30 protein-coding genes and 2 tRNA genes are annotated in these 26000 nt (G+C 54.3%); 13 read left to right on the top strand and 19 right to left on the bottom strand.

Going from position 1 to position 26000, the window contains the following annotated elements:
- The first annotated feature begins 112 nt into the window (after nucleotides 1-112).
- From WEB54_RS06095 to WEB54_RS06105, 3 genes are all read left to right on the top strand, one after another.
- Nucleotides 113-187: transfer RNA gene (locus WEB54_RS06095), tRNA-Gln, on the top strand.
- A 117-nt stretch (nucleotides 188-304) separates the two neighbouring features.
- Nucleotides 305-1171, top strand: a complete 867-nt coding sequence (locus WEB54_RS06100) for a sulfurtransferase (RefSeq protein ID WP_368054209.1) — start codon at nucleotides 305-307, stop codon at nucleotides 1169-1171.
- Nucleotides 1168-2202, top strand: coding sequence for a polysaccharide deacetylase family protein (locus WEB54_RS06105; protein WP_368054211.1), 1035 nt, complete (start codon nucleotides 1168-1170; stop codon nucleotides 2200-2202). The genes WEB54_RS06100 and WEB54_RS06105 overlap by 4 nt, the downstream gene beginning before the upstream one ends.
- Before the next feature lie 201 nt (nucleotides 2203-2403).
- Here the strand turns inward: WEB54_RS06105 and WEB54_RS06110 are convergent, their stop codons facing one another.
- The 7 genes from WEB54_RS06110 to WEB54_RS06140 form a co-directional block, all read right to left on the bottom strand.
- A complete protein-coding gene (locus tag WEB54_RS06110) occupies nucleotides 2404-2736 on the bottom strand; it encodes a DUF2185 domain-containing protein (RefSeq protein WP_368054213.1) in 333 nt (110 codons plus the stop codon).
- 272 nt (nucleotides 2737-3008) lie between these two features.
- Nucleotides 3009-4034, bottom strand: coding sequence for a class 1 fructose-bisphosphatase (fbp, locus tag WEB54_RS06115; RefSeq protein ID WP_368054215.1), 1026 nt, complete (start codon nucleotides 4032-4034; stop codon nucleotides 3009-3011).
- A 220-nt stretch (nucleotides 4035-4254) separates the two neighbouring features.
- On the bottom strand, nucleotides 4255-4536 hold the full coding sequence (locus WEB54_RS06120; protein ID WP_368054217.1) for a hypothetical protein: 282 nt from the start codon (nucleotides 4534-4536) through the stop codon (nucleotides 4255-4257).
- Nucleotides 4533-5405, bottom strand: coding sequence for a hypothetical protein (locus WEB54_RS06125; protein WP_368054219.1), 873 nt, complete (start codon nucleotides 5403-5405; stop codon nucleotides 4533-4535). The genes WEB54_RS06120 and WEB54_RS06125 overlap by 4 nt, the downstream gene beginning before the upstream one ends.
- A 154-nt stretch (nucleotides 5406-5559) precedes the next feature.
- The gene (locus tag WEB54_RS06130) at nucleotides 5560-6270 is read right to left on the bottom strand and encodes a DUF3581 domain-containing protein (RefSeq protein ID WP_368054221.1); all 711 of its coding nucleotides are present in this window, start codon (nucleotides 6268-6270) and stop codon (nucleotides 5560-5562) included.
- 143 nt (nucleotides 6271-6413) lie between these two features.
- Complete coding sequence (locus WEB54_RS06135; RefSeq protein ID WP_368054223.1) at nucleotides 6414-7337, bottom strand: carbohydrate kinase; 924 nt, start codon at nucleotides 7335-7337, stop codon at nucleotides 6414-6416.
- A gap of 289 nt (nucleotides 7338-7626) precedes the next feature.
- Nucleotides 7627-7702, bottom strand: a tRNA-Glu gene (locus WEB54_RS06140).
- 40 nt (nucleotides 7703-7742) lie between these two features.
- Here WEB54_RS06140 and WEB54_RS06145 point away from each other — a divergent pair.
- Together WEB54_RS06145 and aceK are read left to right on the top strand one after the other, a co-directional pair.
- The gene (locus WEB54_RS06145; RefSeq protein ID WP_368054225.1) at nucleotides 7743-7922 is read left to right on the top strand and encodes a hypothetical protein; all 180 of its coding nucleotides are present in this window, start codon (nucleotides 7743-7745) and stop codon (nucleotides 7920-7922) included.
- Nucleotides 7882-9633, top strand: coding sequence for a bifunctional isocitrate dehydrogenase kinase/phosphatase (gene aceK / locus WEB54_RS06150; RefSeq protein ID WP_368054227.1), 1752 nt, complete (start codon nucleotides 7882-7884; stop codon nucleotides 9631-9633). The genes WEB54_RS06145 and aceK overlap by 41 nt, the downstream gene beginning before the upstream one ends.
- A 9-nt stretch (nucleotides 9634-9642) precedes the next feature.
- Here the strand turns inward: aceK and WEB54_RS06155 are convergent, their stop codons facing one another.
- Nucleotides 9643-10143, bottom strand: coding sequence for a hypothetical protein (locus WEB54_RS06155; protein WP_368054229.1), 501 nt, complete (start codon nucleotides 10141-10143; stop codon nucleotides 9643-9645).
- Nucleotides 10144-10276: 133 nt separating this feature from the next.
- On the opposite strand from WEB54_RS06155, the gene WEB54_RS06160 reads away from it, so the two are divergent.
- The 3 genes from WEB54_RS06160 to WEB54_RS06170 all read left to right on the top strand — a co-directional run bounded on the left by WEB54_RS06160 (nucleotide 10277) and on the right by WEB54_RS06170 (nucleotide 13295).
- Nucleotides 10277-10414 (top strand): hypothetical protein, encoded by a 138-nt coding sequence (locus tag WEB54_RS06160; RefSeq protein ID WP_368054230.1) that lies wholly within the window; start codon nucleotides 10277-10279, stop codon nucleotides 10412-10414.
- Nucleotides 10415-10588: 174 nt separating this feature from the next.
- The gene (gene glgC, locus WEB54_RS06165) at nucleotides 10589-11824 is read left to right on the top strand and encodes a glucose-1-phosphate adenylyltransferase (protein ID WP_368054232.1); all 1236 of its coding nucleotides are present in this window, start codon (nucleotides 10589-10591) and stop codon (nucleotides 11822-11824) included.
- Nucleotides 11811-13295, top strand: coding sequence for a glycogen synthase (locus WEB54_RS06170; protein ID WP_368054234.1), 1485 nt, complete (start codon nucleotides 11811-11813; stop codon nucleotides 13293-13295). Before glgC ends, WEB54_RS06170 begins: the two co-directional genes overlap by 14 nt.
- Before the next feature lie 47 nt (nucleotides 13296-13342).
- On the opposite strand, the gene WEB54_RS06175 is transcribed toward WEB54_RS06170, so the two are convergent.
- From WEB54_RS06175 to WEB54_RS06200, 6 genes are all read right to left on the bottom strand, one after another.
- Nucleotides 13343-14518 carry an MFS transporter gene (locus WEB54_RS06175; RefSeq protein ID WP_368054236.1) on the bottom strand — a complete coding sequence of 392 codons (1176 nt, stop codon included), beginning with the start codon at nucleotides 14516-14518 and terminating at the stop codon, nucleotides 13343-13345.
- A gap of 69 nt (nucleotides 14519-14587) precedes the next feature.
- Nucleotides 14588-15118, bottom strand: coding sequence for a tRNA adenosine(34) deaminase TadA (tadA, locus tag WEB54_RS06180; protein ID WP_368054238.1), 531 nt, complete (start codon nucleotides 15116-15118; stop codon nucleotides 14588-14590).
- A gap of 163 nt (nucleotides 15119-15281) precedes the next feature.
- Nucleotides 15282-15596: a BON domain-containing protein gene (locus tag WEB54_RS06185; protein WP_368054240.1), complete on the bottom strand. Its 315-nt coding sequence runs from the start codon at nucleotides 15594-15596 to the stop codon at nucleotides 15282-15284.
- A 49-nt stretch (nucleotides 15597-15645) separates the two neighbouring features.
- Nucleotides 15646-15912 carry a GlsB/YeaQ/YmgE family stress response membrane protein gene (locus WEB54_RS06190; RefSeq protein ID WP_368054242.1) on the bottom strand — a complete coding sequence of 89 codons (267 nt, stop codon included), beginning with the start codon at nucleotides 15910-15912 and terminating at the stop codon, nucleotides 15646-15648.
- 149 nt (nucleotides 15913-16061) lie between these two features.
- Nucleotides 16062-17114: an endonuclease/exonuclease/phosphatase family protein gene (locus tag WEB54_RS06195; protein ID WP_368054244.1), complete on the bottom strand. Its 1053-nt coding sequence runs from the start codon at nucleotides 17112-17114 to the stop codon at nucleotides 16062-16064.
- Nucleotides 17115-17230: 116 nt separating this feature from the next.
- Complete coding sequence (locus WEB54_RS06200; protein WP_368054246.1) at nucleotides 17231-17395, bottom strand: hypothetical protein; 165 nt, start codon at nucleotides 17393-17395, stop codon at nucleotides 17231-17233.
- Between the two features lie 324 nt (nucleotides 17396-17719).
- Here WEB54_RS06200 and WEB54_RS06205 point away from each other — a divergent pair, with 324 nt between their 5' ends.
- Both WEB54_RS06205 and WEB54_RS06210 read left to right on the top strand, forming a co-directional pair.
- The gene (locus tag WEB54_RS06205) at nucleotides 17720-18007 is read left to right on the top strand and encodes a YqjD family protein (RefSeq protein ID WP_368054248.1); all 288 of its coding nucleotides are present in this window, start codon (nucleotides 17720-17722) and stop codon (nucleotides 18005-18007) included.
- On the top strand, nucleotides 18007-18288 hold the full coding sequence (locus tag WEB54_RS06210; protein ID WP_368054250.1) for a hypothetical protein: 282 nt from the start codon (nucleotides 18007-18009) through the stop codon (nucleotides 18286-18288). Before WEB54_RS06205 ends, WEB54_RS06210 begins: the two co-directional genes overlap by 1 nt.
- Before the next feature lie 5 nt (nucleotides 18289-18293).
- Here the strand turns inward: WEB54_RS06210 and WEB54_RS06215 are convergent, their stop codons facing one another.
- The 3 genes from WEB54_RS06215 to WEB54_RS06225 all read right to left on the bottom strand — a co-directional run bounded on the left by WEB54_RS06215 (nucleotide 18294) and on the right by WEB54_RS06225 (nucleotide 20227).
- Nucleotides 18294-18710 (bottom strand): hypothetical protein, encoded by a 417-nt coding sequence (locus WEB54_RS06215; RefSeq protein ID WP_368054252.1) that lies wholly within the window; start codon nucleotides 18708-18710, stop codon nucleotides 18294-18296.
- Complete coding sequence (locus WEB54_RS06220) at nucleotides 18707-19810, bottom strand: AI-2E family transporter (protein WP_368054254.1); 1104 nt, start codon at nucleotides 19808-19810, stop codon at nucleotides 18707-18709. The genes WEB54_RS06215 and WEB54_RS06220 overlap by 4 nt, the downstream gene beginning before the upstream one ends.
- 237 nt (nucleotides 19811-20047) lie before the next feature.
- Nucleotides 20048-20227, bottom strand: a complete 180-nt coding sequence (locus tag WEB54_RS06225) for a CsbD family protein (RefSeq protein WP_368054256.1) — start codon at nucleotides 20225-20227, stop codon at nucleotides 20048-20050.
- A gap of 524 nt (nucleotides 20228-20751) precedes the next feature.
- On the opposite strand from WEB54_RS06225, the gene WEB54_RS06230 reads away from it, so the two are divergent.
- Nucleotides 20752-21300: a hypothetical protein gene (locus WEB54_RS06230; RefSeq protein ID WP_368054258.1), complete on the top strand. Its 549-nt coding sequence runs from the start codon at nucleotides 20752-20754 to the stop codon at nucleotides 21298-21300.
- Between the two features lie 151 nt (nucleotides 21301-21451).
- Here the strand turns inward: WEB54_RS06230 and WEB54_RS06235 are convergent, their stop codons facing one another.
- A complete protein-coding gene (locus tag WEB54_RS06235) occupies nucleotides 21452-21919 on the bottom strand; it encodes an MgtC/SapB family protein (RefSeq protein WP_368054260.1) in 468 nt (155 codons plus the stop codon).
- Between the two features lie 296 nt (nucleotides 21920-22215).
- Here WEB54_RS06235 and WEB54_RS06240 point away from each other — a divergent pair, with 296 nt between their 5' ends.
- Both WEB54_RS06240 and WEB54_RS06245 read left to right on the top strand, forming a co-directional pair.
- Nucleotides 22216-24642, top strand: coding sequence for a catalase (locus tag WEB54_RS06240; protein ID WP_368054262.1), 2427 nt, complete (start codon nucleotides 22216-22218; stop codon nucleotides 24640-24642).
- A 9-nt stretch (nucleotides 24643-24651) separates the two neighbouring features.
- The gene (locus WEB54_RS06245; RefSeq protein ID WP_368054264.1) at nucleotides 24652-25272 is read left to right on the top strand and encodes a hypothetical protein; all 621 of its coding nucleotides are present in this window, start codon (nucleotides 24652-24654) and stop codon (nucleotides 25270-25272) included.
- Between the two features lie 110 nt (nucleotides 25273-25382).
- Here WEB54_RS06245 and WEB54_RS06250 read toward each other — a convergent pair whose 3' ends face one another.
- On the bottom strand, nucleotides 25383-25901 hold the full coding sequence (locus tag WEB54_RS06250) for a PRC-barrel domain-containing protein (protein WP_368054266.1): 519 nt from the start codon (nucleotides 25899-25901) through the stop codon (nucleotides 25383-25385).
- Nucleotides 25902-26000: the final 99 nt, after the last annotated feature.

Below are 26000 nucleotides of genomic sequence, written 5' to 3' on the forward strand. Positions count from 1 at the left end.
GGCAACGGGTTTTGATCCCGTCATCCGCAGGTTCGAGTCCTGCCGGCCCAGCCATTTTCCAGTCTTCAGTGGTAGCAAGTCTTCTCTGTTGCCGGTACAGTTCCTAGCCTAATGGGCCGTCGCCAAGTGGTAAGGCAACGGGTTTTGATCCCGTCATCCGCAGGTTCGAGTCCTGCCGGCCCAGCCATCAAGTACAGCATCTGCTTTTCCGTTATCGACCCTTACCCTTTCATGACAGCCCCCGTGCTTCTCATTGACGGCGATAATCGCTATCGTGACCCGTCCATCGAAAGGAACCCGACGCATGTCCATCGCTTATCACCCGCTGATCGAGGCCGACCAACTGGCCGACTGGCTGGCTAACCCCGACATCGCCTCTCCATTACTGCTGGATTGCCGGTTCAACCTGGCCGACCCGGCTGCGGGCGAACAGCACTACCTGCGAGAACACCTGCCCGGGGCTGTCTACGCCCATCTGGATAGGGATTTATCTGGCACCCGCATACCCGGCCAGACCGGTCGTCACCCCCTGCCCCACCCTGAGGACTGGCAAGTCCGCTTGCGCGACTGGGGCGTCAATGACGACACCACTGTCGTTGTATACGACCAGAGCAATGCCATGTTCGCCGCAAGAGCCTGGTGGTTGCTGCGCTGGGCGGGTGTCTCGAGGGTTCAGGTGCTCAATGGCGGACTGGATGCCTGGCACGGGCCGATGCAATCGGGTGCCGACAATCACCCGCACCGCTCAGGAACTCTGACCGTTAGCTGCTCACCCGACTGGGTAATCTCCAGCAAACAAGTGCAGGACGCACTGCCCGACCTGTCCTTGCTGGATGCGAGAGCCCTGCCACGCTATCTGGGCGAACAGGAACCTCTGGATGCCAAAGCCGGTCACATCCCCGGTGCCCGCTGCGCAGATTTCACCGGCAATCTTGATGCAAACGGCCACTTCCGGGAACCGGACGCCCTGGCCGAGCGTTTTGCCTCGGTAGCCAGCCAAACAAATCTGGTGAGTTATTGCGGCTCGGGTGTAACCGCCTGTCATAACATCCTGGCGATGACGCTGGCAGGCTACCCGCAACCCCGACTTTATGCCGGATCCTGGAGTGAATGGATCACCGATCCGCAACGCCCCATCGAAACCGACCCATCCAAGGAGCCCGTTTTATGATCAAGCGCCTGATCGTTACGCTGTCCGTGGCCTTGTGCAGTATTACCGTGCATGCGACCGACTCCGTTAATATTCTGGTTTATCACCACGTAGCCAACGACACGCCCGCCAGCACCACCATCAGCCCAGCTGGCTTTCGCGAACATTTGCAGTTACTGCGTGACAATGATTTTACCGTGGTATCGCTGGAAGACGCTTTGGCCGCCCTGCGGGGCGACGCCGACATAGATTTGCCAGAAAAAGCGGTCGCTCTAACCTTTGATGATGCCTACGAGAACATCCACACCAACGCCTTTCCACTACTGAAAGAATTTGATGCGCCGTTCACTGTCTTCGTCGCCACCGACCCGATCGACCAGAATTTCCAGGAAATGATGAGTTGGGATCAGCTGCGGGACTTGCAGGAATGGGGTGCCACCATCACCAATCACAGCCGCGACCACGATTACATGGTCCGGCATTCACCGCTCGATGACGATTGGCTGCAGTCGATGATAGACAATGTCAGCCATGCGCAGCAGCGTCTGACCGACGAACTGGGCGACATGGTTCCCCGCTGGTTCGCCTACCCCTATGGCGAATACAACGAAACACTCAAACAAGCCTTGCTGGATGAGGGCTATGCTGCCTTTGCACAGCACTCCGGGGGCATGAGTGCCGACAGTGACTGGGGTGCCATTCCCCGCTTCGCGGCAGCCGGTGTATACGCCAACCCGGAGACGCTGATCACCAAGCTCAACAGTAAGCCTATGCCGGTAAACCGGGACGCGCTGCCCGACATGCTGACCGCTGAAACCCGCCCCAGTGTTACTGTGGAAGTGACGGATACGTCAAACATGGGCCGGGCGCTCAACTGTTTTGTTGACAGCAGCTGGGTCGAAGCAGAATGGCTGGATGACAACCGGTTTCGGGTAACCCCACCGAAAGCCCTCAGCGACGGACGCCACCGCTTTAACTGCACCTCACAGGCGCGCAGCGGCTCGTTCTTTTACTGGTTCTCGCAACCCTGGCTGGTACAGACCGACCGGTAATTATGTAGTTGTTACTCGAGTTTCGGAGTTCGCCTGAGAGACTAGCAGCGGGTGCCGGGTGTGCCCCTGTGGGGTAGTCCGCAGCAGGGATGCTGCGGTCTAGGCTCCATGGATGGATCTACGCCGACCCCACAGGGGCATACCCGGTATCCGATGCGGGCCAACGCCACTGAGGCGACCAGAACTCCGAAACTTGAGTTACTAATCAGGAATGGTGTAGTCATAAACCGGCACCCAATCATTGCTATCGGGCAAACGCTCCCACACGCTGCCCACGCTGGAGCGTTCGACCAGCGCGATGATGCTTGGGTCGAGGCGGGCCATGCAATCCAGCGGTGCTATGCAGGCGGCATTATCTTCCTGCACAAAATCATCGGTTTCGAACCCGCTGTAAAACCGGAAGCCAGTATCGTTGGCGTGTTGCGCGGCCTCCTTGTAGAAAAACCGAATCGGTAGCGGCCGTTCATTCAGTATCAGGCTCGACGCCAGACACAAATGACCCTGACTGTTGGATACCTCTGCCTGACTCACCATAAACCTCCCACCTGCTGGCTGTGCACACCTGGATTGGCACACCGGGAATTGCGAGGCTGCACGATTACCCCGCCCCGCCCAGCTGCCTGCGCTAAAAGCTGACCCATTGGAGGGGCGCGGATTATAAGCAAGCGGAATCAGAATGCATCCGCTTTGGGACAGGTTTTCAGATGGGATTTGAGGCGTCGTTGCAAATCAAGCAGTTATAACTGTAATTTTTTGTCATTGAATGCCAAAGGCCGGACGCGTTGCGCGCCCGGCCTGACCTGGGTTCAGCCCTTGCCGCCAAACTCATCGAGACAGGCTTCCAAATCTTCGATCATGCGCGGGGAGCCAGCAAAGAATGGCACCCGTTCATGCAGCGATTCCGGCTGAATGTCCATGATGCGCTGGCCCGAACCACTGATGGCACGGCCACCCGCTTGCTCAACCAGAAACGCGATGGGGTTGCATTCATACAACAACCGCAACTTGCCTTGGGGGTAAGGTGCAGATGAGGGATACAGGAAGATACCTCCGTAAATAAGGTTGCGGTGGATATCTGAGACCAGAGAACCGATGTAGCGGCTGGTATAGGGCCTTGATGTTGCGGCATCTTCCACCTGGCAATACTTGATGTAGCGTTTAACGCCATCCGGGAAATGCACATAATTGCCTTCGTTGACCGAATAAATCTGCCCCAGCTCAGGGGTTTTCATGTCTGGGTGAGACAAACAAAATACGCCCAGCGTCGGGTCGAAAGTAAAGCCGTTCACGCCATGGCCGGTGGTGTACACCATCATGGTGGAAGAGCCATAAATAACGTAGCCAGCGGCGACCTGTTCATTACCGCACTGGTAGAAATCGGCGTCGGTAACCTTGGTACCCAGGGGCGACCGGCGCTTGTATACGGAGAAAATCGTACCGACGGATACGTTGACATCGATGTTGGATGAGCCATCGAGCGGATCCATCAGCACGATGTACTTGCTATCGGTATTGAGACCGTCGTCCAGCAGAATGTAGTGGTCTTCCTCTTCCGAGGCGATGCCGCAGACCACGCCCCGGGCCGCCAGTGCAGCCTTGAATGTATCGTTGGCCAGAACATCCAGCTTGCGTTGCGCTTCGCCCTGAATGTTGTCTCCCCCGGCCAGACCGGCCAGATCAGCCAAACCGGCCTTGTTGATCTCACGGTGAATGACCTTTGCTGCCAGCCGAATGGCTGAAAACAAGGCAGAGAATTCGCCGGAAGCGTTCGGGTAGTCTTTCTGATTGGCGACGATAAACTCGCCCAGTGTTTGCATAAAGTGCGGTTTCATGGAGCTTCCCTGGTAATGTTAATGTTGTTAGTCGGGTTGATTGTCAGATTGATAGTGTTACTGCTTATCGGGTCGCTTCCAGAGCAACCTCGTTATTAGGTGAGTGCCCAGGCCGCTGATATTGGGTAAATATCCGTTGCCTGGCGAACTCGGGCTGAACTGCCCGAAGCAATTCAGGTGGGTATTATTGATCGTACAGCGCCCTGAGGCGAGCCTTGTGTTACCCCATTTCCTGATTATCCAGTTCCACAGCGTCGAATACTTGCTCGAGAATGTCGGGTATAGCCGACTGCACCCGGCTCCAGCTGGGCATAAAAGGCGTTGCCATGGGGTTTTCCAGAAATTCTTGACCTGCGGTCATCACGTTGCGTGCCGCGGTTTTACTGGTGACCGCAATAATGGGAATATTGATTGCCTGCAACGCCTGCACCAGACGCCAGTCGTAGCTGTCGTGATCGAGCAGGGTGCCATCCAGGTCGGTCAGTACCACCCACCAGGTCATTGGCTCTGCCCCTGTTTTAGCCATTGCACTGCGCCGGGTTGCTGATCGGCACCCAATGGAATCAGTACATTGGCTTTGTCTGGCAGGGTTGCCAGAGCGTGACGAGTCAGTCGTTCGTAGTGCGATATAAAACGCCGCAACGCTGCCTCGTCCATAACCCCCAGGCCCTGTTTGCGGGCACGCAATGCCTCTTCCTGTTTCTTACGCCAGGCAAACACCTGTTCAAACCCGAGTGCTTGCAGCACAATCAGGGCGTCCAGTTGCGCGAACCAGGGCTCATAAAATTGTTGCAGTTGATCGTTAACGTACCTGCGCCAGTCGCCGGCAGTGTCTTCGCGGGCTTCCAGCTCATTGATCGGCTGATCCAACTCAGTCCCGGATTGTGCCGCCAGCCCCACACACCAGCCTTCAAACAACAGGACGTCAGGCGGGGTTTCGCAATGATGCCAGTGCGCGCGCGGCGCCCGGTCGTCCTGGGCTTTGTCGAACCGGGGCAGCGTATAGGCCCCTGAACCTGACTGCACCCAGGCAAAAATCTCCCGGCCCAAAGCAACATCGTGAGTGCCCGGCACGCCCCGTGTGGCCAATAAGGGGTGGGTACTCTGGGCCAGGGCCTGTCGATCGGCCCGACTCAGGTAAAGATCATCAATCGACAACACCTCAACCCTGAGCCCCCCCATTTCCAGGTGCCATTTCAACACCTCAGCCAGCGTTGATTTACCCGATCCCTGAGTGCCCTGAATTCCAACCAGCCTTAGCCGGTTTGCAACCACCCAGTCGGCCAGTGGCTGATACAGGCTACTCTGATGGAACAGCAGGGCTTCGGGCAAACCTGCTGTTCGAACGAAGTCTGCGAATGTCGGGTCCATGGTTTGAATCCTGTCCTGCTGCCAGGGGTGTTAGCCCCGACGTGAATAGCGTCGGTCGCCTTACAGGATAGAACATAGCAAGACACCCTCAGCAGGGAATGACCACTGAACGAACGTGCGTCCGGGCCAGCCAAAGGTAGTCGTGGTGCGGCGCTCAGCGGCCGTAGTTCGCTCTCAGGTGGTCAAATTCAGCGACAACACCATCCATCAACTCGGCATCGAAGGGTTGCAGCCCACTGACAATCAGTTTCTTGATGCCGGTGCCCACACGCTTTCCACCCGCGACAATGTTGAATTCAAACAAGGCGTCGCCTCGCTTGCCGTTAACAATAAGCGAGGTATTCGCCAGCTCGAGCGAGGGCTCGCTGATGTCGAGGCTGGTCAACTCGAACGCCATGCTTTCATAGATCACCAGCGGCCGCCGTGGGTTAAACATCACCTGATGTTTTTCCAGCAGGGGCACCATGATGAACGGAAAGTTTTGGCCCGAGAACGCCACATAACTACGCGTCAGGTGTTCAATCAGCGCGGCATCGTGGCTGGTCTCGCCGCTGTGTTCCAGATGCAAATAGGCTTTGCCATCGGCATCCATAATATCGATGATGCCTTTGTCAACTTCCGGCAGTATCAATTCCCGGTCAGGCCCGACCATGCCGGAAAACCGAACGGACATGGAGGTGCTCAGGCCGTAGCGGTTCAACACCAGTGCGAACAACAAATCACCTGGTACCACAAAGCGCTTGGCCCCGATGTTATGAATGGGGTTAAAGTCGCCAGCGATTTCCTTGGCGAAGGCACTGCCCTGCTCAGCACTGATGCTGATCGTATTCTCGGTGTGCTGAGTGTGAAAGGCGTCTAGAAACACAGGGCTCCCCTATTTATTACTGCGGTTAAAATAACAATGGCTCGGCTTGAATGGCAGATCAGCCATTAACCCATGACCCGCCATTGTTAACCAAAGCAATACGCTATTCAGCGGCCATCAACAAAAAGATCTGTGAATCAGGGTCACTGAACATCCTCGAGGGTCGCCAGTGACGGAAACGCGCCAGCCCGGCCAACAGACCAGGCACCGCACTTGACGGCCAGTGCCAGTGCCGCCTCCCAGTCTGGTGTCTCGTTCTGACACAGGCTGAACAGAATGGCACCGGAAAACGCATCACCAGCGCCGGTAGTGTCCACCACGTTGACGCTGGGCACCGGCACTTCGACGCGCGCCACCGGGGTTATCAGGGTGGCCGGGGCCGCGCCATCGGTAATAAAAATGGCTTTGGCTTCGTGCGCAAATGCCCAGCTCACCAACTCAGCCTCCGCATCGCCATCCCACAGCTCAACCAATTCCTCCCGGCTGACCTTGATTACATCGGCACGTTTGAGCATCGACTGTATAGGCTCTCGGAAATTGGTCTGATCGGGCCATAAATTCTTGCGCAGGTTCACATCGAAGCTGATCAGGTTGCCCGCCGCCCGGCACCGGTCGATAAAACCGATGTGCACCCGCCTTATGCCAAGCTCAGTCAGCGTATTGGAACACACGTGCATGATACCCGGCGCAAACTCATTGGGGCTGGGTAACTTGTGGGCCGCCAGCATGACATCGGCGGTCCCCTGCCGGTAAAACTGGAAACTGCGCTCCCCACGGTCGTCCAGGGTAACCATAGCCAGGGGTGTAGGGGCATCCGTCGAACGCAAATAGCGAGTGTCGACGCCGTAATGATTCAGCGCCGTCTTCAAAAACTGCCCAAAACTGTCCCGGCCAACCTGGCCGATAAACAGAGCCCGAGCTCCCAGCCGCGCCGCTGCAACAGCCGCGTTCGCGGGCGCACCGCCAGGGTAAAACACAGCCTGGGGCATAGACAGACCCTGCTCGGTCACCGACCCGTTTTGCAGCGCATCAACCAAGACCTCACCAAAAGCATAAACCGGTTTCATGACCTCTTCACTCGCTTGGGCTGTTATTCAAAGCCTGAAGTGTGTCACTTCCGATACGGGCTGTCACGGCTGCGACGTTATGCAAGCGCAGCGAACAGGCAAGAAATATAACCAGCCTGGCGAACCTCCTAAAGAGTTTGACCCTAAACCGAGGTAAACTGGAGAATCAGCTTGCAGAGAGAATTCAAGTGGCACAGGTAAGGCTATAATCATGCTCTGAAAGAACAATGAACTGATATCGGTAAAGGGTAACTGGCAAGCCGGGATCGATAGGGAAAGGGTGCTTGAGTGGTATCCCGTAGGGGACTCGAACCCCTGTTACCGCCGTGAAAGGGCGGTGTCCTAGGCCACTAGACGAACGGGACACGTCAAAAGCGGGAGGAACTCTAAGGTTGAGACTTAATAGTGTCAAGCAAATCTTTGTTTTTATACGTTTTTTTAGATTACACTGCTGACTATTGGTCCAAGTTCAGCCGCTTTTTCAAACGCAATTACGACAGTGGTCAGGCTGAGCGGCTGGCACCCGATATGGAAGGCCTTATTGATGACCAGAACAGCTGGAAGAAAAAGAATATCTACGACTGAAGCGCCGACGGTTCTTCTTGCTGAACGCATCCTGGCTGGCTTTGACCAGCACTACCAGATCTTTCGTTCCTATTGCCAACGCGCCCACCAGGGGTTTCTGAATGCTCAGTGGCTGGAACTGCAGGCCATTCACCGCGATCGGGTCGATCTATATGATGCCCAGGTCGACTTGTGTGTCCAGTCGCTGCGCGAATGTGAAGGTGGCCTTAGCCCGGTGAACTGGCAAGGCGTCAAACAGCTACTCAGCGAACAATTGCGGCATCACCCCCAGCCCGACCTGGCAGAAACCTTCTTCAATTCCGTCTTTTGTCGTCTGTTCGACCGGCGCTACTACAACAATGAATACATCTTTGTAGAGTCCGACGCGCTCTGGCGTCACTACGAAACCGATGAGAATCTGGTACGCCGTTATACGGTTGTTGGCAATCTCGAAGCGACGATCCTGCAATTACTGAAGGATATGGACATTGGCCTGCCGTTTGAAAACGCCCACCGGGATGTGCGCCATCTGATACACCGTTTTCGTGAACAGGAACCGGAACTGGCTAAAACCGCCACAACCTACAGTATTGATCTGATCACCACGCCATTTTTTCGTAATAAGGCCTGTTATCTGATCGGTCGCCTGAACCTGGCCAATCGTACTCTGCCGTTTATCGTGCCGATACTGAACAACGAAGATGGGTATCTCTACGCCGATACCCTGCTGCTGGACAGCAACGCCATGGCCATTGTCTTTGGTTTTGCGCGGGCCTATTTTTTTGTGGATACCGGCAGCCCGATGGCCATAGTGAACTTTCTGCGCAAGCTAATGCCCACCAAGACCCGGGCCGAACTGTATTCCTCAATAGGGTTACACAAGCAGGGCAAAACCCAGTTCTACCGTGAACTGCTGCAGCACATGGCCGTCAGCGACGACCTGTTCCAGGTCGCACCGGGTATCAAAGGCATGGTAATGACGGTATTTACACTACCCTCTTACCCTTACGTATTCAAAATTATCAAAGACAAATTTGCACCCCAGAAAGACATGACGCGCCAGCATGTCAAGAACCAGTATCATCGTGTCAAACAGCACGACCGGGTTGGCCGAATGGCCGATACCTGGGAGTTCTCCAAGGTCGCCCTGCCCCTTAACCGCGTATCGCAAGAACTGCGGCAAGAGCTGGCCCGGGTGGCCGAATCCAGCATTCGAATTGAAAACGATCAGCTAGTAATCACCCACTGCTACATCGAGCGGCGCATGATTCCGCTGAACCTGTACCTGGAAGACCCGACGCGCGAAGGACAACAGGAGGCAGTTCTAAAAGAATACGGCCAGGCTATTCGCGAACTGGCCGCCGCTAATATATTTCCCGGTGATATGTTATTGAAAAACTTTGGGGTGACGCGTCACGGTCGGGTTATCTTCTACGATTACGATGAAATCGACTGGGTCACCAACTGCAATTTCCGCCGTATTCCGCCGCCACGTTACCCTGAAGACGAACTGGCCAGTGAGCCCTGGTACAGCGTGGCACCCAACGACATCTTCCCGGAGGAGTTCGCCACTTTCCTGTTCAATGAGGCCCGGCTGGAGCGCTACTTTGTGGCCTATCATGCCGCTCTGCTGGATGCAGACTACTGGCGTGGTGTGCAGGATGAATTGAATGCGGGCGTGGTCGCGGATATTTTCCCCTACCCCGACCACATTCGTCTGAATCGGCCCTGATCTGCGGCCTCAGTTCTGCTCGTTTCTTGGCTGAGGCATCAGGCGCCCAGCCATCTGCAATGACAAGGTTCCCGACTGTTCAGTGCTGATCACATAACGACCACAGGCCACTCCGCCCGATGACTGACACTCACCCAAGCCTTCGATAGATGCCGCTGGCGTCAGCTCCAGAATGCGGCGGTCTTCGGTCACACAGATCATTTTACCTGCTTCCAGACCCGCCTGATCCGCCCCGAGCGTTACCCTGACCGACATCAGACAATGGCGCGGCAATGCCTCACTCAGTGCCCCATTAGGGCTACCGTCGTCTTGCGGCTGAACCGTGACCGTACCGGATTCCGTCAGGGTCTGATCCATTAGCGGTACCAGGCTGATCCGCGCTTGTGGCGACAAGGTAATGGCAGCCTGTCCTGACGCGTCCATTTCCGCCATCGCGCTGCCCGCCACTACCGACATCAACACAGCGACAGACCATCCAAACGACTTTCTAAAAGGAGCTCTCATCTTCATCCTAAAGTCCGTAAACCGATAATAAACCCGGCCAGTTTACCAGAATCAAAAGCATCAGACAGACCACATATCTTGCCAACGCGAAAAGATTCGGTACACAATGAAACCCACCCTTCCAGGATGGCGGTGGCCGATGTACAAAAAACTGTTGCTCTTTCTGACGATTATCGTCGCGCCAGTGGCCGCTTTGGTTTATTACGACCGGAATCGGGCCAACCCTTGGGGGTCAGTGGTTTTCTTTGGCTCACTCGGCCTGATCACCGGAGTCTGACGCAAGCGCGACGAGAAAAAATTTAGCCAGAAACTACCAGCAAATGAAGGCGCTTTTGCCTACACTCAACCTGAGCGGGCTACAGCACCACATGCATCCGTCAGTTGCCTCCGGGCGCAGGGGCGGGCAAGAGCGCACCATTACAACAACAATACAGACTAAAAGGGATACATTATGTCCGGCATACTCTCGATGATTCTGGCCGGTGGTGAGGGCACACGCCTGGCGCCACTCACTTCGGTTCGAGCAAAACCGGCCGTACCGTTTGGCGGCAACTATCGCATCATAGACTTCGTATTGAACAACTTTGTTAACTCGGACCTGTTACAGATTTTCGTTCTGACCCAGTTCAAGTCCCACTCACTGATGAAACACATGAGTCGGCGCTGGCGTGTCACCGGCCTGACCAACCGTTTCATTGACCCCATCCCGGCCCAAATGCAAATGGGCAAACACTGGTACCAGGGCACAGCGGATGCCATCTACCAGAACATAGAGCTGATCGAGGGCATGGATCCCGAAGTGGTCTGCGTCTTTGGTGGCGATCACATCTACAAGATGGACGTCCGCCAGATGGTGGAGTTCCACCGCGGTTTTGACGATGCCAAGCTGACCGTCGCCGCGATTCCCGTGCACGTCAGCCAGGCGGACCAGTTCGGCATCATCGAAATTGACGAAAACAACAAGATGATCGGTTTCCAGGAAAAGCCAAAAAAAGACCCCAAAACCATCCCGGGTCGCCCGGATTATGTGCTGGCCAGCATGGGCAACTACGTCTTCGACGCGCCCACCATGGTTCAGTGCCTGAAAGAAGATGCTGAAAGCAGCGATTCGGTGCACGATTTCGGTCACAACATCATTCCGGATCTGTACAAAGCCGGGGTGGTCTATGTCTACGACTTTTCCACCAACGTGATTCGCGGCGAACTGGAACATACCAGCGGCTACTGGCGCGATGTAGGCACACTCGATTCGCTGTACGAAGCCAACATGGACTTACTCGCGGTAGAGCCGCCGTTTGATCTGTATAACAGACACTGGCCACTGCGCAGCTATCACCCGGCCGTACCGCCCGCCAAGTTCGTACACGATGAGGCCAACCGCACTGGCCAGGCGATCAGCTCCATTGTCTCTGGCGGCTGTATTATTTCCGGCAGCATCGTGCATCGCAGTATTCTGGGGTACAACTGCCACGTGCACAGCCACGCTTACGTCGACAATTGCGTGATGATGGGCAATAACGACATCGGGCGCGGCTGCCGCATCCGCCATACCATTATCGACAAGAATGTAAACATTGCCCCGGGCACCGTCATCGGCGAAGACCCCGAGCACGATCGCCAGCGTTTTCATGTGTCTCCGAACGGCATCATCACCATTCCAAAAGGAGCTCAGGTTGGCTTCGAATAAATCCCCCTTGAAAGTTCTGGTCATTGCTTCTGAAGTCGAGGGGCTGGTAAAAACCGGCGGGCTGGCCGATGTCGCCCGCGCCCTGCCGGCCGAACTGGTTCGTCTCGGACACGATGTCCGGCTGGTGACACCGGCCTATGCCAAAACCCGGGCGGTTTGGTCACAATGGCCGCACCAGAGTCTGTGCGTGCATTTGAACGCTTTCGAGGAAACCTGGCTAGCCACCCGTACCGGCGAGCACCAGGGCATCCCGACGGTGCAAATTGAGCACAGCGACAGTTTCGATCGCCCTGGCATTTACGATAACGGTAGTACCCCCTATGAAGACAATGCGCGTCGATTTGCGTTGCTCAGCAAGGGGGCGTTGCAGTGGTGCCGGGATAACAACTGGCAGCCCGACATCGTACACGCGAACGACTGGCAAGCCGCGCTCGCAAGTTTTTACCTGGCCGAGCACTTCCGCTACGAACCCTTTTTTGCTCACAGCCGCAGTGTACTGACACTGCACAACGCAGCCTACCAGGGCCAATGCAGTTCGGGTTGGTTGCCCAGCCTGGGGATAAACGAGCAGTTCTTCCACCCTGGTGCCTTTGAAGACCACGGCCAAATCAACCTGCTCAAGGGCGGCATTCGCTTTGCCGATGCCATTAATGCAGTCAGCCCCGGCTACGCCAGTGAATTGCTCAGCGACCTGGGCAGTCATGGTCTGGGTCCGATCTTCCGTGAACGAGCCGATGCCCTGAGCGGCATCCTGAACGGTTGCGACTACGGCCAGTGGTCACCGGAAACCGATCCGGACATCCCGGCTCACTTCAAACAACCGGACGATGGCGGTAAAGCTCGCTGCAAAGCCGCGTTGAAGCAGGAATTGGGGTTAGCGGACGGTGATGCACCGTTACTGGTTTCAATCAGTCGGCTGGCAGACCAGAAAGGTTTTAACCTGTTGATTCCGGCACTGTGGGAGACGCTGCGAAATACCGATGCCCAGGTGGCACTACTCGGCTCCGGTGATGTGAATCTGGCGGCGCAACTACACCGACTGGCGCGCGAGTACCCGACGCGGGTCGCCTTTGTCGAAGGCTACGACAACGCCCTTGCTCACCGGCTCGAAGCCGGAGGCGATGCCTTCCTGATGCCGTCGATCTTTGAGCCCTGCGGCCTGAATCAGATCTACAGCCTGCGTTACGCCACTCTGCCACTGGTACGGGCGGTGGGCGGCCTGAAAGACACGGTGACCCCCTTGCACCCTGACACCAGCAATGCGGACAGTGCCACCGGCTTCATGTTCGTCGACCCCACGCCCGAGGCGCTCATCGATGAACTCAGATCCCTGATTCGGGTTTACCATGACCAGCCGGACGTCTGGCTGGGCATGCAGAAAACAGCGATGAAGCAACGCTTTGAATGGAAAACCGCCGCCCGGGACTACGTCGCGCTGTATCGTAAACTGCTTAAAGTGCCACGACGCTAAAGTTACGGCAGAGTCACGACAGGGAGTAACGACCTGGGTTCAGAACGTTACCCCTGGCTGCGAATGGGCTTGAAGCCAAAATAAGCCAGCAGAGTCGCCACCAGCGCCATAGCGGAAGCAAACCAGAACACCACCCCGGTGCCCTGCCACAGCCAGCCAGCAATCAGGTTGCCGCAAATCAACCCGACGCCCATGCCGGTCGAAACGTACAAGCCCTGGCCAAAGCCCTGCCGACTGGGCGGAAACAGACGCCCGACGCGATGAATGGCTACCGAATGCACCACGCCGAAGGTCAGCGCGTGCATGGCTTGTATCACGATTGCCAATGTAAAACTCTGCTCAAGATTGGCCAGCAACACCCAGCGCAATGCGGTAATACCGAGAGCGAAGACAATGAGGTATCGCTCACTGAACCGTTGAAACCAGCTGGCAATATACAAAAACACCACGATCTCACAGATCGAGCCGAAACTGATTAGAAAACCGATGGTCGTGGCGCTAAACCCCCGATCTTTCATAAAAAGATCAAAGAAGGTGTTGTACGGCGCCAAACCCAATTGCCACAGAAACACCACTGCCATCAACACCACTACCTGCGGCCAGTCAATAAAGGCATTTTCCAGCCCTTTTGTGGTCTGGCGGTCTTCCGGTCCGAGCCGGGTCTCTTGCGGAATCAGCCAGGTTGAAGCCCACATTAAACCGCAGAGAACAGCCCCGATCACCGGTAGAATGGTCACCGGATACCGATCCAGAGCTGCTCCCAGTGTCCAGACGATTACAACATAGCCAGCCGACCCCCAAAGCCGGATCTGGCCATAACGGGAGCGGTCTGCACCGAGTACGTTTAGTGCAACGCCTTCCATTTGCGGCAATACCGCTGACATAAAAACGCCAAACAGCCCGAACACAGCCAGATACCAGAAAAAATCACCGCTTTTCAGCGCCAGCAGATAAAACACACCCATCAAAACATAGCCAATGCGGATCAGCGGCAGACGCTGACCCGTGCGGTCACTGATCAGGGTAAACAAAAAGGGCGCAAAGACATTGACCCCGAACACCGTCGCGACAACAACGCCAATCTGCTGCGGTGTCAGACCCTGGGCGGTCAGATAACGTGCCAGATAGGGGGTAAAAACACCGAACAGCGTGAAATAAGCGGCGTACATTGGCGATAGTCGTCGCGATTTCTGAGCAAAACTCAGCGTGGTGATGTCGGTCATAAAATCCTTGTTGGGGGAAGATACTGGTTTAACAGCGGCTCAGTCAGAGGTATAGACTTTCAGAATAGATCAGAATGCTGGTTTTGCAGAAGCGGCCGATTGTTTCAAAGCTTTTTGGCGAGCGCGGCGCTGGGCGAAGAAATCGGACATCAGTGCCGAGCTCTCGTCGGCGAGAACGCCACCGATCACCTCAATACGGTGATTGTAGGGCCCGTCATTCAGTAAATTCAGCTTCGATACGACCGCCCCGCTCTTGGGCTCGGCCGTCCCATACACCAAACGGGCGATGCGGCTGTGCACCAGCAAACCGGCGCACATGGTACAGGGTTCGACCGTTACATACAGGGTGGCACCCGGCAAACGGTAATTCCCAACTGCGAGACAGGCCTGGCGGATAGCCCGCATCTCCGCATGGCCGCTCGGGTCAAGCTCACCGATCGGACAATTGTACTCCGAGGCGATAACCTCTCCGTCCAGAACAACAACCGCCCCCACAGGCACTTCACCCTCGGCTGCTGCCAACCTGGCCTGTTCCAGCGCTAGCTGCATCATACCGATGTCATCTATTTTACCCGCATCGTCACCAACCAAAGCGAACACTCCCGCAAAACCAACACAAGGCTGCCCCAGGCACGGGGTCAGCCGGGATCAAGAATACCAAACTTCCATAGGATGTGTGCCATTAACAGGTTTGAAGGTGTGCAGAGTCACGCTGCACACCGTACTTGCGGATATCAGGTTAGACGATCAGTTATGAGCCGTTTTACTTTATTGTCATGTTGTTCTTGACCGAAACCACACCTTCGATGCTGCGGGCTATAATCACTGCCTGGTCCATAGCCTCTTGCGATTCAACAAAGCCGCTCAGCTGAACGACTCCCTTAAAGGTCTCAACGTTAACCTCAAGGGCTTTGACGTCCGGATCTTCGACCAGTGACGCTTTCACCTTGGTGGTGATCCAGGCATCGTCGATGTATTCACCGGTGCTTTCCTGAGTCGAGCTTCCCGCACACCCAATAACCGTTGTTATCAGTAGTATTGCAAGCAGCGACGAAAAAATTGTCTTAAAGTGATTCATGATGGTTTTCTCCAGTTGACAGTAGTTTCAAATTCGATGCCGATATTTTTCAGCGTGATGAGCTGCGCTGAAAAAAACTCAGGATAGTGAGCAGTATTACCGCACCAATCAATGACACGATAAAACTCATAATGCTAATACCGTCATTAATGGAGCCCGCCCCGAGCAGTGGTCCAATCAGCCAGCCACCGATCAATGCGCCGACAATGCCGACCACTACGTTGAGGATGATGCCCTGCTGAGCGTTTGTACCCATGATCATGCTTGCGATCCAGCCAACAAGGCCACCCATGACGAGCCATACAATAATACTCATGATTCTTCCTCCGTTTGATCTCGACGCAATGGGCGCCAGAGGAAGAAGCATAAGATGGGTGTTGCCATATCACAGTGCGCTAGCGCACTCTAAAACAACGAATAATAAGCAGATTGCGAACGCTCTACCCGGCTGCTCTTCGGGTCCATTCATTGCCTGCCATCCTCAATCTTCTCATCGACCCGCTCTCGTTCTTCCTGGTTGGTATTCGGTTCTTCCTGCTCGGCTTCTGCACCGGGTTCCAGGCTGAGTTCGATAAACACAGGGAAGTGATCAGACCCCCAGGCGGGGCCTCTCTTTATACGTACAAGTTTGAAATGATCGGTGTGAAAAACGTGATCTAATGGCCAACGCAAAAGCAGGCTTTTTGCATTAAAAGTGCTAAACATTCCTCTTCCCACTCGGGGGTCGAGCAAGCCACTGGCTTTTTGAAACAGTTTTGTAGTGTAAGACCAGGCTACATCGTTGAAGTCTCCGGCAACAATGGTTGGCTCATCGCGCTTTTCGACTTCTTTTCCTACGATCAGTACTTCCGCGTCTCGTTCCGTCGTCTCTGTAGCGTACTTGGGGTTAGGCGGGTCCGGGTGAACGAAATGCATAAAAACCCGGTCATTTGAAGGCAATACCACCTGCATGTGCATTGAAGGGACACTGTCTTCAAGAATAAACCGGATCTGCGGGTCAATCATTTCCAGTCGACTATACACGAGCATGCCATAGGTGGTGTCAAGCGGGTTTTTGAGCGTGTGCGGATAGGTATCTTCCAGTGTTTTGAGCGCTTCTTCCCACCATTCGTCTGTTTCCATGGTTAAAATAACATCCGGATCAAACTCCCGCACGATATCCAGAAAAGCGCCTGACTCCCGGTTGTCCATCAACACATTGGCCACGAGCAACTTGAGATGAGCGTCATTCGAGTCCGACTCAGACCCCAGAACCTGTTTGGGCATTAGTACTGTGTACGGAAACATCTTTACGATCTGATACCCCACAGCCAACAACAACAGCCCCAGTAAAACCGTTTCATAGATGCGGTGTGTATCCCAAAAATAGAGATAGAGAGTAATAACCACGATGCCAGCAATGGCAATCTGCCCTCTTGGAAAATCCAAAACACGAATCCACCATTGGTTGAAACGCAATAGTGGAAGAGCCGTAGCTATCACCAGCAACAGGGCTAATACGACCAGAATAATTTTCATAGGATTTGCACAGGCTCTTTGCAGGAGCCTGACTTAACGAGAAACTTGACCGGCTCGATTATACAGGCACCTACATCGTGAGAGTGTTGAACGCCAACCTGAGATGGAACAGGGAATCAATTACCGTCAGTGGCATCCTCAACAGCATCACCTGTGTCTTCGATGGTGTCATCCATCTGTTCACCTGCGTCTTCGAGAGGGCTATCCTTATCGCAACCAGCCAGCATGATTATCAGGACACTCGCCAGCACAGTTGTGGTAATGGTTTTGTTGAATTTCATGGTTCATTCACTCCTTCTGGGTTGTTAAAAGTAAACTTTTAGGGAACCCCTATTGTTTCCTTACCAATTCCCAACAAATATGAATCACATCATGGCAGTCTTTCCCAACATGATCTGTGCGCTTGCGCACAAACAGATTTCCAGGAAACTCGAGGCCAAAAGGCGCTACAAAATCAACGGATTATTTGGTAAATAACCGGATAGACAGCTGTCTCTGTTCGTTGTCGCGCAGACGGTGGGTGTTATTTACGGGAGACTTTCAGGTACTTATCTGTGGATGCCGAACTGCATCCACTCATACCCCCCAAAGCAATGGAGAATACCATGACTAAACAAACCAGTAGCGACCACTCCACCACAGACCGTCTCTCTGAGAGCGCTCATGAATCAGTGGACCATATCGCAAAAACGGCAGGCAAAGCCGAAGAGCGAATTCGCCATGAGGCGGCATATGCACAGGCTCATGTCAAGGAAGCCGGACAGAAGACCAAAGAGCGCACCGAAGACACCCTGCAATCTATCAGTGGATTCGTTCGCGAAAACCCGCTGATGTCTGTGGGCCTCGCCTTCGCTGCGGGATCCTTGCTGTCTGCCTTAAAGCGGAAACCATAATGTCCCGTCGGAACCAGTTAAAGCAGGAAGCCGCGCAATTGCGCGGTGACATTGATCGTTGCACCAGTCTAATCCATCGGCGTATCAACGGCCTGATGCATCAAACAATGACTCTGGCTCGCAGCCCTGCTGCACTGCCGGTTGCCTTTGCCAGTGGCGTACTGGCAGAACGCATTGGTGTGTCCGGCATCAAACATGCTCACCAGCTAATTACCAGCCTGGCAGGCCAGGTAAAAGCCGGGCAAATCATTTCCGGCTATATCCGCTCATCAATACTCTGATCCGCCTATTCCTCCAGCCCCTGCGCTGCAGGGTCTACGAGAGACCGCGCCTGAATTAGCATATCGTTAACGCTAGCGCGGCTTTCGCGAAACGTGAGGTCCCGCGCAATGGTCCGCAATCGCCAGTATGCCAGGGCCGCAAGCACAAAGTTGGCCAGCGCTACCGTCAGCATGGCGCCCACCAGGTGGAAAGCCTGCAAGCTCATCAGTGCAAACACGGCAGCCGCTCCGGCGAACAACCAGCCGCTTGCCAGCAGCAACGCAAACACCGAGTATAATCCAATCATCGCCAATCCCGTATGGCCGAACAGGCGCGTCTCTACCAATAACAGGCGCACCATGTCGGACGACAGGGTTTTAAGGATGAGAAAGAGCCTCTGGGTATCGTTGGCAACACCCTGGCTAACGCCAGATTCTTTCATGACCATATCTCCCGGTTGTCCAAATTGCGTTTCAGGCTGGCCTTAACCTCGCTCCAAATGGCTACGATAAACGCCGTCAGGGGGACTGCCAGTACCATACCAATAACCCCACCCAGGACTATCCCCCAGAAAAACAGTGAGATAACCACGAGTGCCGGATGCAGGCCAGAGCGGTTGGCCATTATTTTGGGCGTCAGCAACCAGCTTTCGACCAGTTGCACCGCCGCGAACACCACGCCGGCCAGGAGCAATAACTGAATGCCACCATCTGGCTGCAGATAAGCCATAGGCAACACCACCAACAGGCCGATCAATGAACCGAGAAAAGGAACAATGTTCAGCAACCCCAACACCAGACCAATAAGGATGCCTAACTTGAGGCTGACCAATGTAAAGCCAACGGCATAGAGTATTCCCATGCTAACGGCAATGATTAACTGGCCCTGAAAGAAAGTGGTGACGTATTCCACAAACATATCCAGAAAATACAATGATTTCTGCTGAGTAGGCTTGCGAAAAACGGATAACAGTTCGGTTATCTGCCCCCTAATCGTGCCCCCCGAGAGCAGAGTGAAGAACAGGAACAGAGGCACAAAGCTCAAGCCCACCAAAAACCCGAGGTAGGACATGATAGCACTGCTCGTGCTTCCCAGGTCTGGCATCACCGATTCGGACTCTTCCTCTCCGTTGCTCTCAATATTGGATGAAATCATGGAACTGATTTCCGGAAAGCTGAAGGAAAAATGTGCCTGCCAACTTGCCAGCAAGTCAGGCAAAACGGTCAACAACTGGATGACCTGATTAACAACAATAGGAACGAGCAAGAAAAACAGGCTACCCACTCCCGTAAAAAAGGCCACTAACACAAAAATGGTGGCCAGCAAATGTGGTAGATGAAGCCGACGCTCGAGAAACTCCACCACAGGGTGAAGCACAAGAGCCAGTATGCCAGCGATTGAAAGTGACAGGAGCAAATTGTAGAACACACCGAGTATCCAGCTAAGTGCCCACACGGAGATCCCGATCAACGCCGTCAGCGCAACCAAGGAAGCCATAACTGACGTATAGCGAAATAAACGCAGCTCACCCGCACTGAACAATCGGTTGTCCGGATGCAATACCGGCGAGTATTCACTGGCATCGTCAACCGAAGGTTCATGTACATTGTGCCGCATTACAACTCCTTACGTTAGTGGCGTGCGGATCTATCCGGCAACAACACAATACCCAGTGTTCTACTACTCACTATTTAGAACTCCCTTTGATGGATCGACGGGGTTTAATGGGTATGCAGTCGCCGGACCCGTATGTACTCTTCAATCGCCTCATTAAACCGTTCATTTCGATTTTTTCTTGGGATCGTCGTTGATTTCTCCCAACACAGCTCCGGACTTTCCGCTTTGCTTACCAGACTTTCCCTTTTGCTCAGTGCTTTTGTCACCGGTCGTTTTACCGCCAGCCTCCTTGACCTTTCCTTTCTCCTTGTTCGCCTGATCCTGAACCTGATTCTTGTTCATGAGCTAATCTCCAGATAAGTGTTTTGTTGTGGTTTCGCCTCAGACCATAAACGATCAAAGATACACAACGAGGCTCCCAAATAGACGATATTTGATGTTTGATTACGGGTCTGTGCGTTGTCTAACGTACGCAACTCGCTTCGAGAGATCAGGAAACCTCTTCCTACGTAATCCGGTACCCGCGTCACGTATTGTGGGTGGCAGCCAAACAGTGGTGGACCCTCGTTGGTTTCAGCCTCGCGTCGTTACCTTGTCACACTGTGTTCAAAGCTGACGTTTACAAGACAGTGCGATCATCGGGTACGCCGTGCGGGTGTTAGCGGGTATGTCGTAGCTTGAGTGGCGAGAAAATCTTTTATCCAGGGTGCGCTTACGAACAGACAACATAGAGGTCAGGCAATGACTATGAGGGTATGCGTTTGCGTTGGCTGACAGCCTTGGTATTCGCTTTGATACAATCGGCGCATAGCACGTAATGGCGCAATTAGGACTTCCATCGAAACAACACAAGTAAGGAACTTCCCATGATCAGAGTCAACACTGCAGCAATCACCCTCTGCCTTTTCGGTGCACTACCCGTGGCAGCCATAGCAGAAACCATACAGTTCGGCCCGGATCACGACGAACAGGAATTCTCCATCTCCGGAACCGGCAGCAGCGATCAGGAATTCAACAGCGGTAGCTTTGGCGTGACTGGCGATCTCGGCTGGTATTTGGGAGATAGCCTGGTCGCCGGTATCCGGCAGAGCGTCAATTACGCCAGCATCAGTGGCGAAAGCATTAGCAATGATTTCTGGAACGGTTCGACGCGTGGTTACGCCAACTATCAATTCCTGGATGATCGCGCACGGCCGTTCGTCGGCGGTAGCCTGGGGGGAATCTATGGTGACGGTGTCAATAACAGCGCTTTCGCTGGCCTGGAAACCGGTTTAAAATACTACGTGCAGTCGAAGACTTACTTCCTCTCGCGCGTCGAGTATCAATTCCTGTTCGAAAGCACCAGCGACGCTTCAGATTCATTCCAGGATGACGGTATCTGGGCTTATACAGCAGGCCTGGGTTACAACTTCTAAGAAACCTTTCCTGAGCTAGTTCCAGGCACTTGGTTTCAGACATTATGTTTCAAGCAACGTCACCGGGCGGCGTCAGCCGCGCCGGTGTACTGTCGCCTGGAAAACCTCCGGCGCATCACGGTCCAGCGACTTCTCGGACCGGAAAAGCGAGTCAGTCCCGCTTGTCTCGCGATGACCCCAGCAGCGCTTTTGCAGGGGTCATGACCCGCAGGGTAAAGAAGGTGAGAACGCTCAGAATCAGCGCGATTTCGAGTCGCCCGGTAGCTACGGATACCCCGATTGCACCGGTTAACCACAGGCTTGCTGCGGTGGCAGTTCCGGAAACAAAACTCTCACCATTCACGACATTCTTCAGGATGGCACCGCCGCCAATAAACCCTATACCGGTAATAATACCCTCCATGACACGTGCTTCTGCATCCGTTGAACTCAGCACCTGTAGGCCGACCAGCATATAGCCGCAGGCGGCAACAGCGACCAGGGGAAAGGTACGCAGGCCTGCCGTACGTTCATGTTTTTCTCGGTCCCATCCAATCGGCAGGGCAAGGATATAGGCGTACAACAAGTCGCGAATATGCAGTGCAACAACACTCCATTCAAGATCCGGTATCAGGCTCATCTTCCGCTCCAGCGGGTCAAAAGGGGCTTCTCGAAAGTAATCGGGTAATCGCTGTTTGTCCACTTTAAGGAATGACTCAGCATCGGGTTAACCACAAGGCAGCGAAAGAAAGGTAATCGGTAGGGTGCGTTGCCAAACTGACCGTAAACGACGCTGGAGCACCGAATCAGGCCCATAGCAATCCAAGCGTTCGTTTTCGCACAGACAGCTCTGGCCAGTGGTATGAAAATCGTCAACAAACAGCGCTTCGAGCGGTTTATTGATCGACCCTTTCCCCACTCACCCGGAGAACAACCATGGCCAGGAACAAGCAACCAGATCGGTCATCGCGAGTAAAAAGCAAAGACGGAAAATCCCCCAAATCTCAGGATAATGGCGGCGCACTCAAAACAAACGATATTGTCGCGGAGCAAGCCAGTGCTAGCGACGATCTCGTCGCCGCGATGCCCTTTAATACCAACAAAGCGCTCGAGCACGGTCGCGACAATGCAGTAGCGCCACCGCCTGGAGTGACCGTAGAACCCAGCAGCAGTGCGCTGACCGCGAGCACCGCAACGGAAGAGACCGGAACTGCGAAAACCGGCGATGCAGCACAGCTTGGAGAGAACGCAACCGTCGCTTCGCTGGAACGCGTTAGAGTGGACGCAAGCGACCGACCGCTGACAACCAATCAGGGAGTTTCTATTGGGGATAACCAGAACACACTTAAAGCGGGCTTACGGGGCCCGTCTTTACTCGAAGATTTCATTCTGCGGGAGAAAATCACCCACTTCGATCACGAACGTATTCCTGAGCGTATCGTCCACGCGCGCGGCTCGGCTGCGCACGGGTACTTCGAAGCCTATGACGCGCTGACCAAGCTCACTCGTGCAACGCCGTTCGCCGAGAAAGGCAAAGTCACCCCCGTGTTTGTACGCTTTTCCACGGTAGCCGGTGAACGCGGTTCGAAAGACACCGCGCGTGACGCGCGTGGCTTCGCAGTGAAGTTTTATACCGACGAAGGCAACTGGGATCTGGTCGGGAACAACATACCGGTCTTTTTCATTCAGGATGCAATGAAATTTCCTGATCTGGTCCACGCTCTCAAGCCAGAACCGCACCACGGCATGCCTCAGGCAGCCTCCGCCCACGATACGTTCTGGGATTTTGTCTCACTGATGCCGGAATCCACTCACATGCTGATGTGGGTAATGTCGGATCGCGCGATACCACGCAGTTACCGGATGATGCAGGGTTTTGGTGTGCATACCTTTCGCCTGATCAACGACCAGGGTCAGTCCGTTTTTTGCAAGTTCCACTGGACGCCGCTTCTGGGGACCCATTCACTGCTCTGGGATGAAGCAGTGAAAATATCGGGCGCAGACCCCGATTTTCATCGACGTGACCTGTGGGAGGCCATCGAATCGGGTGAGTTTCCGGAATGGGAACTGGGGCTGCAAATCTTCACTGAAGAACAAGCCGATGGCTTCAGCTTCGATGTGCTCGACTCAACCAAAATAATACCCGAGGAACTGGTACCGCTTACGCCTGTCGGCCGCATGGTTCTGAACCGAAACCCCGACAACTTCTTCGCAGAGACTGAGCAGGTCGCGTTTTGCACCGCACATATAATACCGGGTATCGACTTCTCCAACGACCCGTTACTCGCGGGTCGAATCCATTCCTACTCCGATACCCAGATCACCCGACTCGGCGGCCCTAACTTCCATGAAATACCGATCAACTCACCCCTTGCGCAGGTACAGAACAACCAGCGCGATGGGATGCACCGTCAGGCGCTGAATCGCGGGCGCGTTGCCTATGAGCCGAACTCCCTGGCAGGCGGCTGCCCCTTCCAGGCAGGCACCATGGGGTTCGTTTCCTTCCCCGAGGCCAGTGCAGAAGATAAAGTCCGCGGCAAGCCGGATAAGTTTGCCGAACACTACGTGCAGGCTACTTTATTCTTCGACAGTCAGACAGAGTTTGAAAAAGCACACATTGCCGCCGCCTTCCGATTCGAACTGAGCAAAGTCGCGGTACCTGCCATTCGCGAACGGATGCTGTCCTCGCTGGTAAATGTATCGCAGGAACTCGCTGCGGAGGTCGCGCTAGGCCTGGGCATGGCGGTGCCCGATGCCATGCCGAAGACTATCGTCGATCCACAACCGCCAGAAGTGACCGTTTCTCCGGCATTATCGCTAATGGCACGACCCGGCGAACGCGGTATCCGCACCCGACAGATCGCTGTTTTGGTTGAGGATGGTGTCGACCATGCCTCGCTTGCTGGCCTCTTTGGTGCACTGACGGACGAAGGCGCCGTCGTTCATTTTGTTGGAACACGGGTGGGCCTGTTCACCGCTTCTTCCGGTGAACCGATAGAAGCGGACAAATCTATGGAAAATTTTCCAGGCGTCCTCTTCGATGCATTGGTAATACCGGATGGAAATGACGCGATCCAGGCGCTTCTCGGTAACGGACATACCCTCGCTTTTATTGACGATATGTTCCTGCACTGCAAAACGATTCTCGCTTTGGGTTCAGGACGCGAGTTACTGGAAATATCAGGTATCGGGTCTGTGATGGAAAAAGACCCCGGAATCTTACTGGCAGACGCCGCCGATGCGGCTGAAACCGCCTCGGCATTCATAAAAGCGATTGCGGCTCATCGACATACATCCCGCGACAGCGACCCACCCACAAACTATCGCAGCCCGACTGTCGGCGCGCTGCCTAACCGTGTTTAGGAGATTTTGATGGAAAAGAAATCGTACGACAAAAAACAACTTCACGAGTTGCTATATCAAGCTTTGGAAACAGAGCGTGGTGGCATAAAGATCTATGAAACCGCTCTGACCTGTGTGCAAAACAAGGATCTTAAAGGAGAATGGGAGGAGTACCTTGAGCAGACCCGAACCCATGAGCAGATACTGCTTAAGGTGTTCAAGGAGCTGGGGCTGAAGCCGGAAACCGCATCGCCTGGTCGCGATGTCGTGGCACACATTGGGGATTCGCTGGTCAGCGCAATGACAATGGCCAAAGCGCACGGCAGTGCCCCCGCGGCGCAACTGGTCGCTGCTGAGTGCGTGGTTCTGGGGGAAACCAAGGACCACCAGAACTGGGAACTGATTGGGCATCTGGCAAAGCATGGTCAGGGCGAGGAAACCAGTGCCCTCAAGACAGCATACGACTTGGTGGAAAAAGAAGAAGACCATCACCTTTACCACACCAAAGGCTTTGCCCGTGAACTGTGGATTGAATCGCTCGGATTGCCAGCAGTGCTGCCTCCTCCCGAGGAGGTAAAAACCGTCGAATCCGCGATCGGCGCCGCGCGGGCGGAAAGCCAGCGCGACGACATGCTAACCTCCAAACACTGAAAAGGTGCTTTGCGCTGGCATCTGATTAACCGTTTGTATTGACCACAAGCAATAGCGGCAGGGGCTTACGCTCCTACCGCTCATTCATCCTTGAATGTTAGCGATTAAGTTTACTCGCTTCGTTCAAACCCCGGTGCAGAACTCAGTTCATCACGGGTCATCCTGATCCGCAATTCCTGGTTATCGCCAGTACCAGTTTTTGTTACGTCGTCCCAGCCAATGGCTACGTCTTTCTCACCCATACCCAGGAAACCGCCAACGCCGACAACAACAGCCACGACCTGGCCGTTCTCATCAATAATGAGTTCACTGATCGAGCCTACTTCCTCTTCACCGTCGGTTGTAATATTTGAGCCAATCAGGTCACTCGCATTCATGGAGTTGGCTGGAGCAGATTCCAGATAACCCCGGTTTTCCATACCAGACTGGCCGAGTGTACCTTGGTCACTTTGCGTAGTATCCGTATTACTGGAGCCAGAAAACTCATCGTCCTGATTGTTCATAGGATCACTCATCGGATCACTATCAACATTCGGATCAGTAACTTCTTCAGCCAGTAAATTACTCGCACCAAAGGCTATAACGGGCGTGACCAATGCATAAATGGCAAGTGATTGTAGCTTCTTCATATAAATCTCCTTAAAATCAGTTAGTTAATCGGATAGATTCATCCTGATTAACAGCTTCATCACTGCTTTTCTATCCAGGCACATTGCCAGGAAATTGAC

The organism is Saccharospirillum sp., assembly GCF_040881935.1.
Classification (GTDB): Bacteria; Pseudomonadota; Gammaproteobacteria; order Pseudomonadales; family Natronospirillaceae; genus Saccharospirillum.

What these genes read in the sequence shown, in the direction of transcription:
- WEB54_RS06100 (WP_368054209.1), top strand. Translation starts at nt 305, where the DNA reads ATGTCCATCGCTTATCACCCGCTGATCGAGGCCGACCAACTGGCCGAC.
- WEB54_RS06105 (WP_368054211.1), top strand. Translation starts at nt 1,168, where the DNA reads ATGATCAAGCGCCTGATCGTTACGCTGTCCGTGGCCTTGTGCAGTATT.
- WEB54_RS06110 (WP_368054213.1), bottom strand. Translation starts at nt 2,736, where the DNA reads ATGGTGAGTCAGGCAGAGGTATCCAACAGTCAGGGTCATTTGTGTCTG.
- fbp (WP_368054215.1), bottom strand. Translation starts at nt 4,034, where the DNA reads ATGAAACCGCACTTTATGCAAACACTGGGCGAGTTTATCGTCGCCAAT.
- WEB54_RS06120 (WP_368054217.1), bottom strand. Translation starts at nt 4,536, where the DNA reads ATGACCTGGTGGGTGGTACTGACCGACCTGGATGGCACCCTGCTCGAT.
- WEB54_RS06125 (WP_368054219.1), bottom strand. Translation starts at nt 5,405, where the DNA reads ATGGACCCGACATTCGCAGACTTCGTTCGAACAGCAGGTTTGCCCGAA.
- WEB54_RS06135 (WP_368054223.1), bottom strand. Translation starts at nt 7,337, where the DNA reads ATGAAACCGGTTTATGCTTTTGGTGAGGTCTTGGTTGATGCGCTGCAA.
- aceK (WP_368054227.1), top strand. Translation starts at nt 7,882, where the DNA reads ATGACCAGAACAGCTGGAAGAAAAAGAATATCTACGACTGAAGCGCCG.
- WEB54_RS06155 (WP_368054229.1), bottom strand. Translation starts at nt 10,143, where the DNA reads ATGAAGATGAGAGCTCCTTTTAGAAAGTCGTTTGGATGGTCTGTCGCT.
- WEB54_RS06160 (WP_368054230.1), top strand. Translation starts at nt 10,277, where the DNA reads ATGTACAAAAAACTGTTGCTCTTTCTGACGATTATCGTCGCGCCAGTG.
- glgC (WP_368054232.1), top strand. Translation starts at nt 10,589, where the DNA reads ATGTCCGGCATACTCTCGATGATTCTGGCCGGTGGTGAGGGCACACGC.
- WEB54_RS06175 (WP_368054236.1), bottom strand. Translation starts at nt 14,518, where the DNA reads ATGACCGACATCACCACGCTGAGTTTTGCTCAGAAATCGCGACGACTA.
- WEB54_RS06185 (WP_368054240.1), bottom strand. Translation starts at nt 15,596, where the DNA reads ATGAATCACTTTAAGACAATTTTTTCGTCGCTGCTTGCAATACTACTG.
- WEB54_RS06190 (WP_368054242.1), bottom strand. Translation starts at nt 15,912, where the DNA reads ATGAGTATTATTGTATGGCTCGTCATGGGTGGCCTTGTTGGCTGGATC.
- WEB54_RS06195 (WP_368054244.1), bottom strand. Translation starts at nt 17,114, where the DNA reads ATGAAAATTATTCTGGTCGTATTAGCCCTGTTGCTGGTGATAGCTACG.
- WEB54_RS06200 (WP_368054246.1), bottom strand. Translation starts at nt 17,395, where the DNA reads ATGAAATTCAACAAAACCATTACCACAACTGTGCTGGCGAGTGTCCTG.
- WEB54_RS06205 (WP_368054248.1), top strand. Translation starts at nt 17,720, where the DNA reads ATGACTAAACAAACCAGTAGCGACCACTCCACCACAGACCGTCTCTCT.
- WEB54_RS06210 (WP_368054250.1), top strand. Translation starts at nt 18,007, where the DNA reads ATGTCCCGTCGGAACCAGTTAAAGCAGGAAGCCGCGCAATTGCGCGGT.
- WEB54_RS06215 (WP_368054252.1), bottom strand. Translation starts at nt 18,710, where the DNA reads ATGAAAGAATCTGGCGTTAGCCAGGGTGTTGCCAACGATACCCAGAGG.
- WEB54_RS06225 (WP_368054256.1), bottom strand. Translation starts at nt 20,227, where the DNA reads ATGAACAAGAATCAGGTTCAGGATCAGGCGAACAAGGAGAAAGGAAAG.
- WEB54_RS06230 (WP_368054258.1), top strand. Translation starts at nt 20,752, where the DNA reads ATGATCAGAGTCAACACTGCAGCAATCACCCTCTGCCTTTTCGGTGCA.
- WEB54_RS06235 (WP_368054260.1), bottom strand. Translation starts at nt 21,919, where the DNA reads ATGAGCCTGATACCGGATCTTGAATGGAGTGTTGTTGCACTGCATATT.
- WEB54_RS06240 (WP_368054262.1), top strand. Translation starts at nt 22,216, where the DNA reads ATGGCCAGGAACAAGCAACCAGATCGGTCATCGCGAGTAAAAAGCAAA.
- WEB54_RS06245 (WP_368054264.1), top strand. Translation starts at nt 24,652, where the DNA reads ATGGAAAAGAAATCGTACGACAAAAAACAACTTCACGAGTTGCTATAT.
- WEB54_RS06250 (WP_368054266.1), bottom strand. Translation starts at nt 25,901, where the DNA reads ATGAAGAAGCTACAATCACTTGCCATTTATGCATTGGTCACGCCCGTT.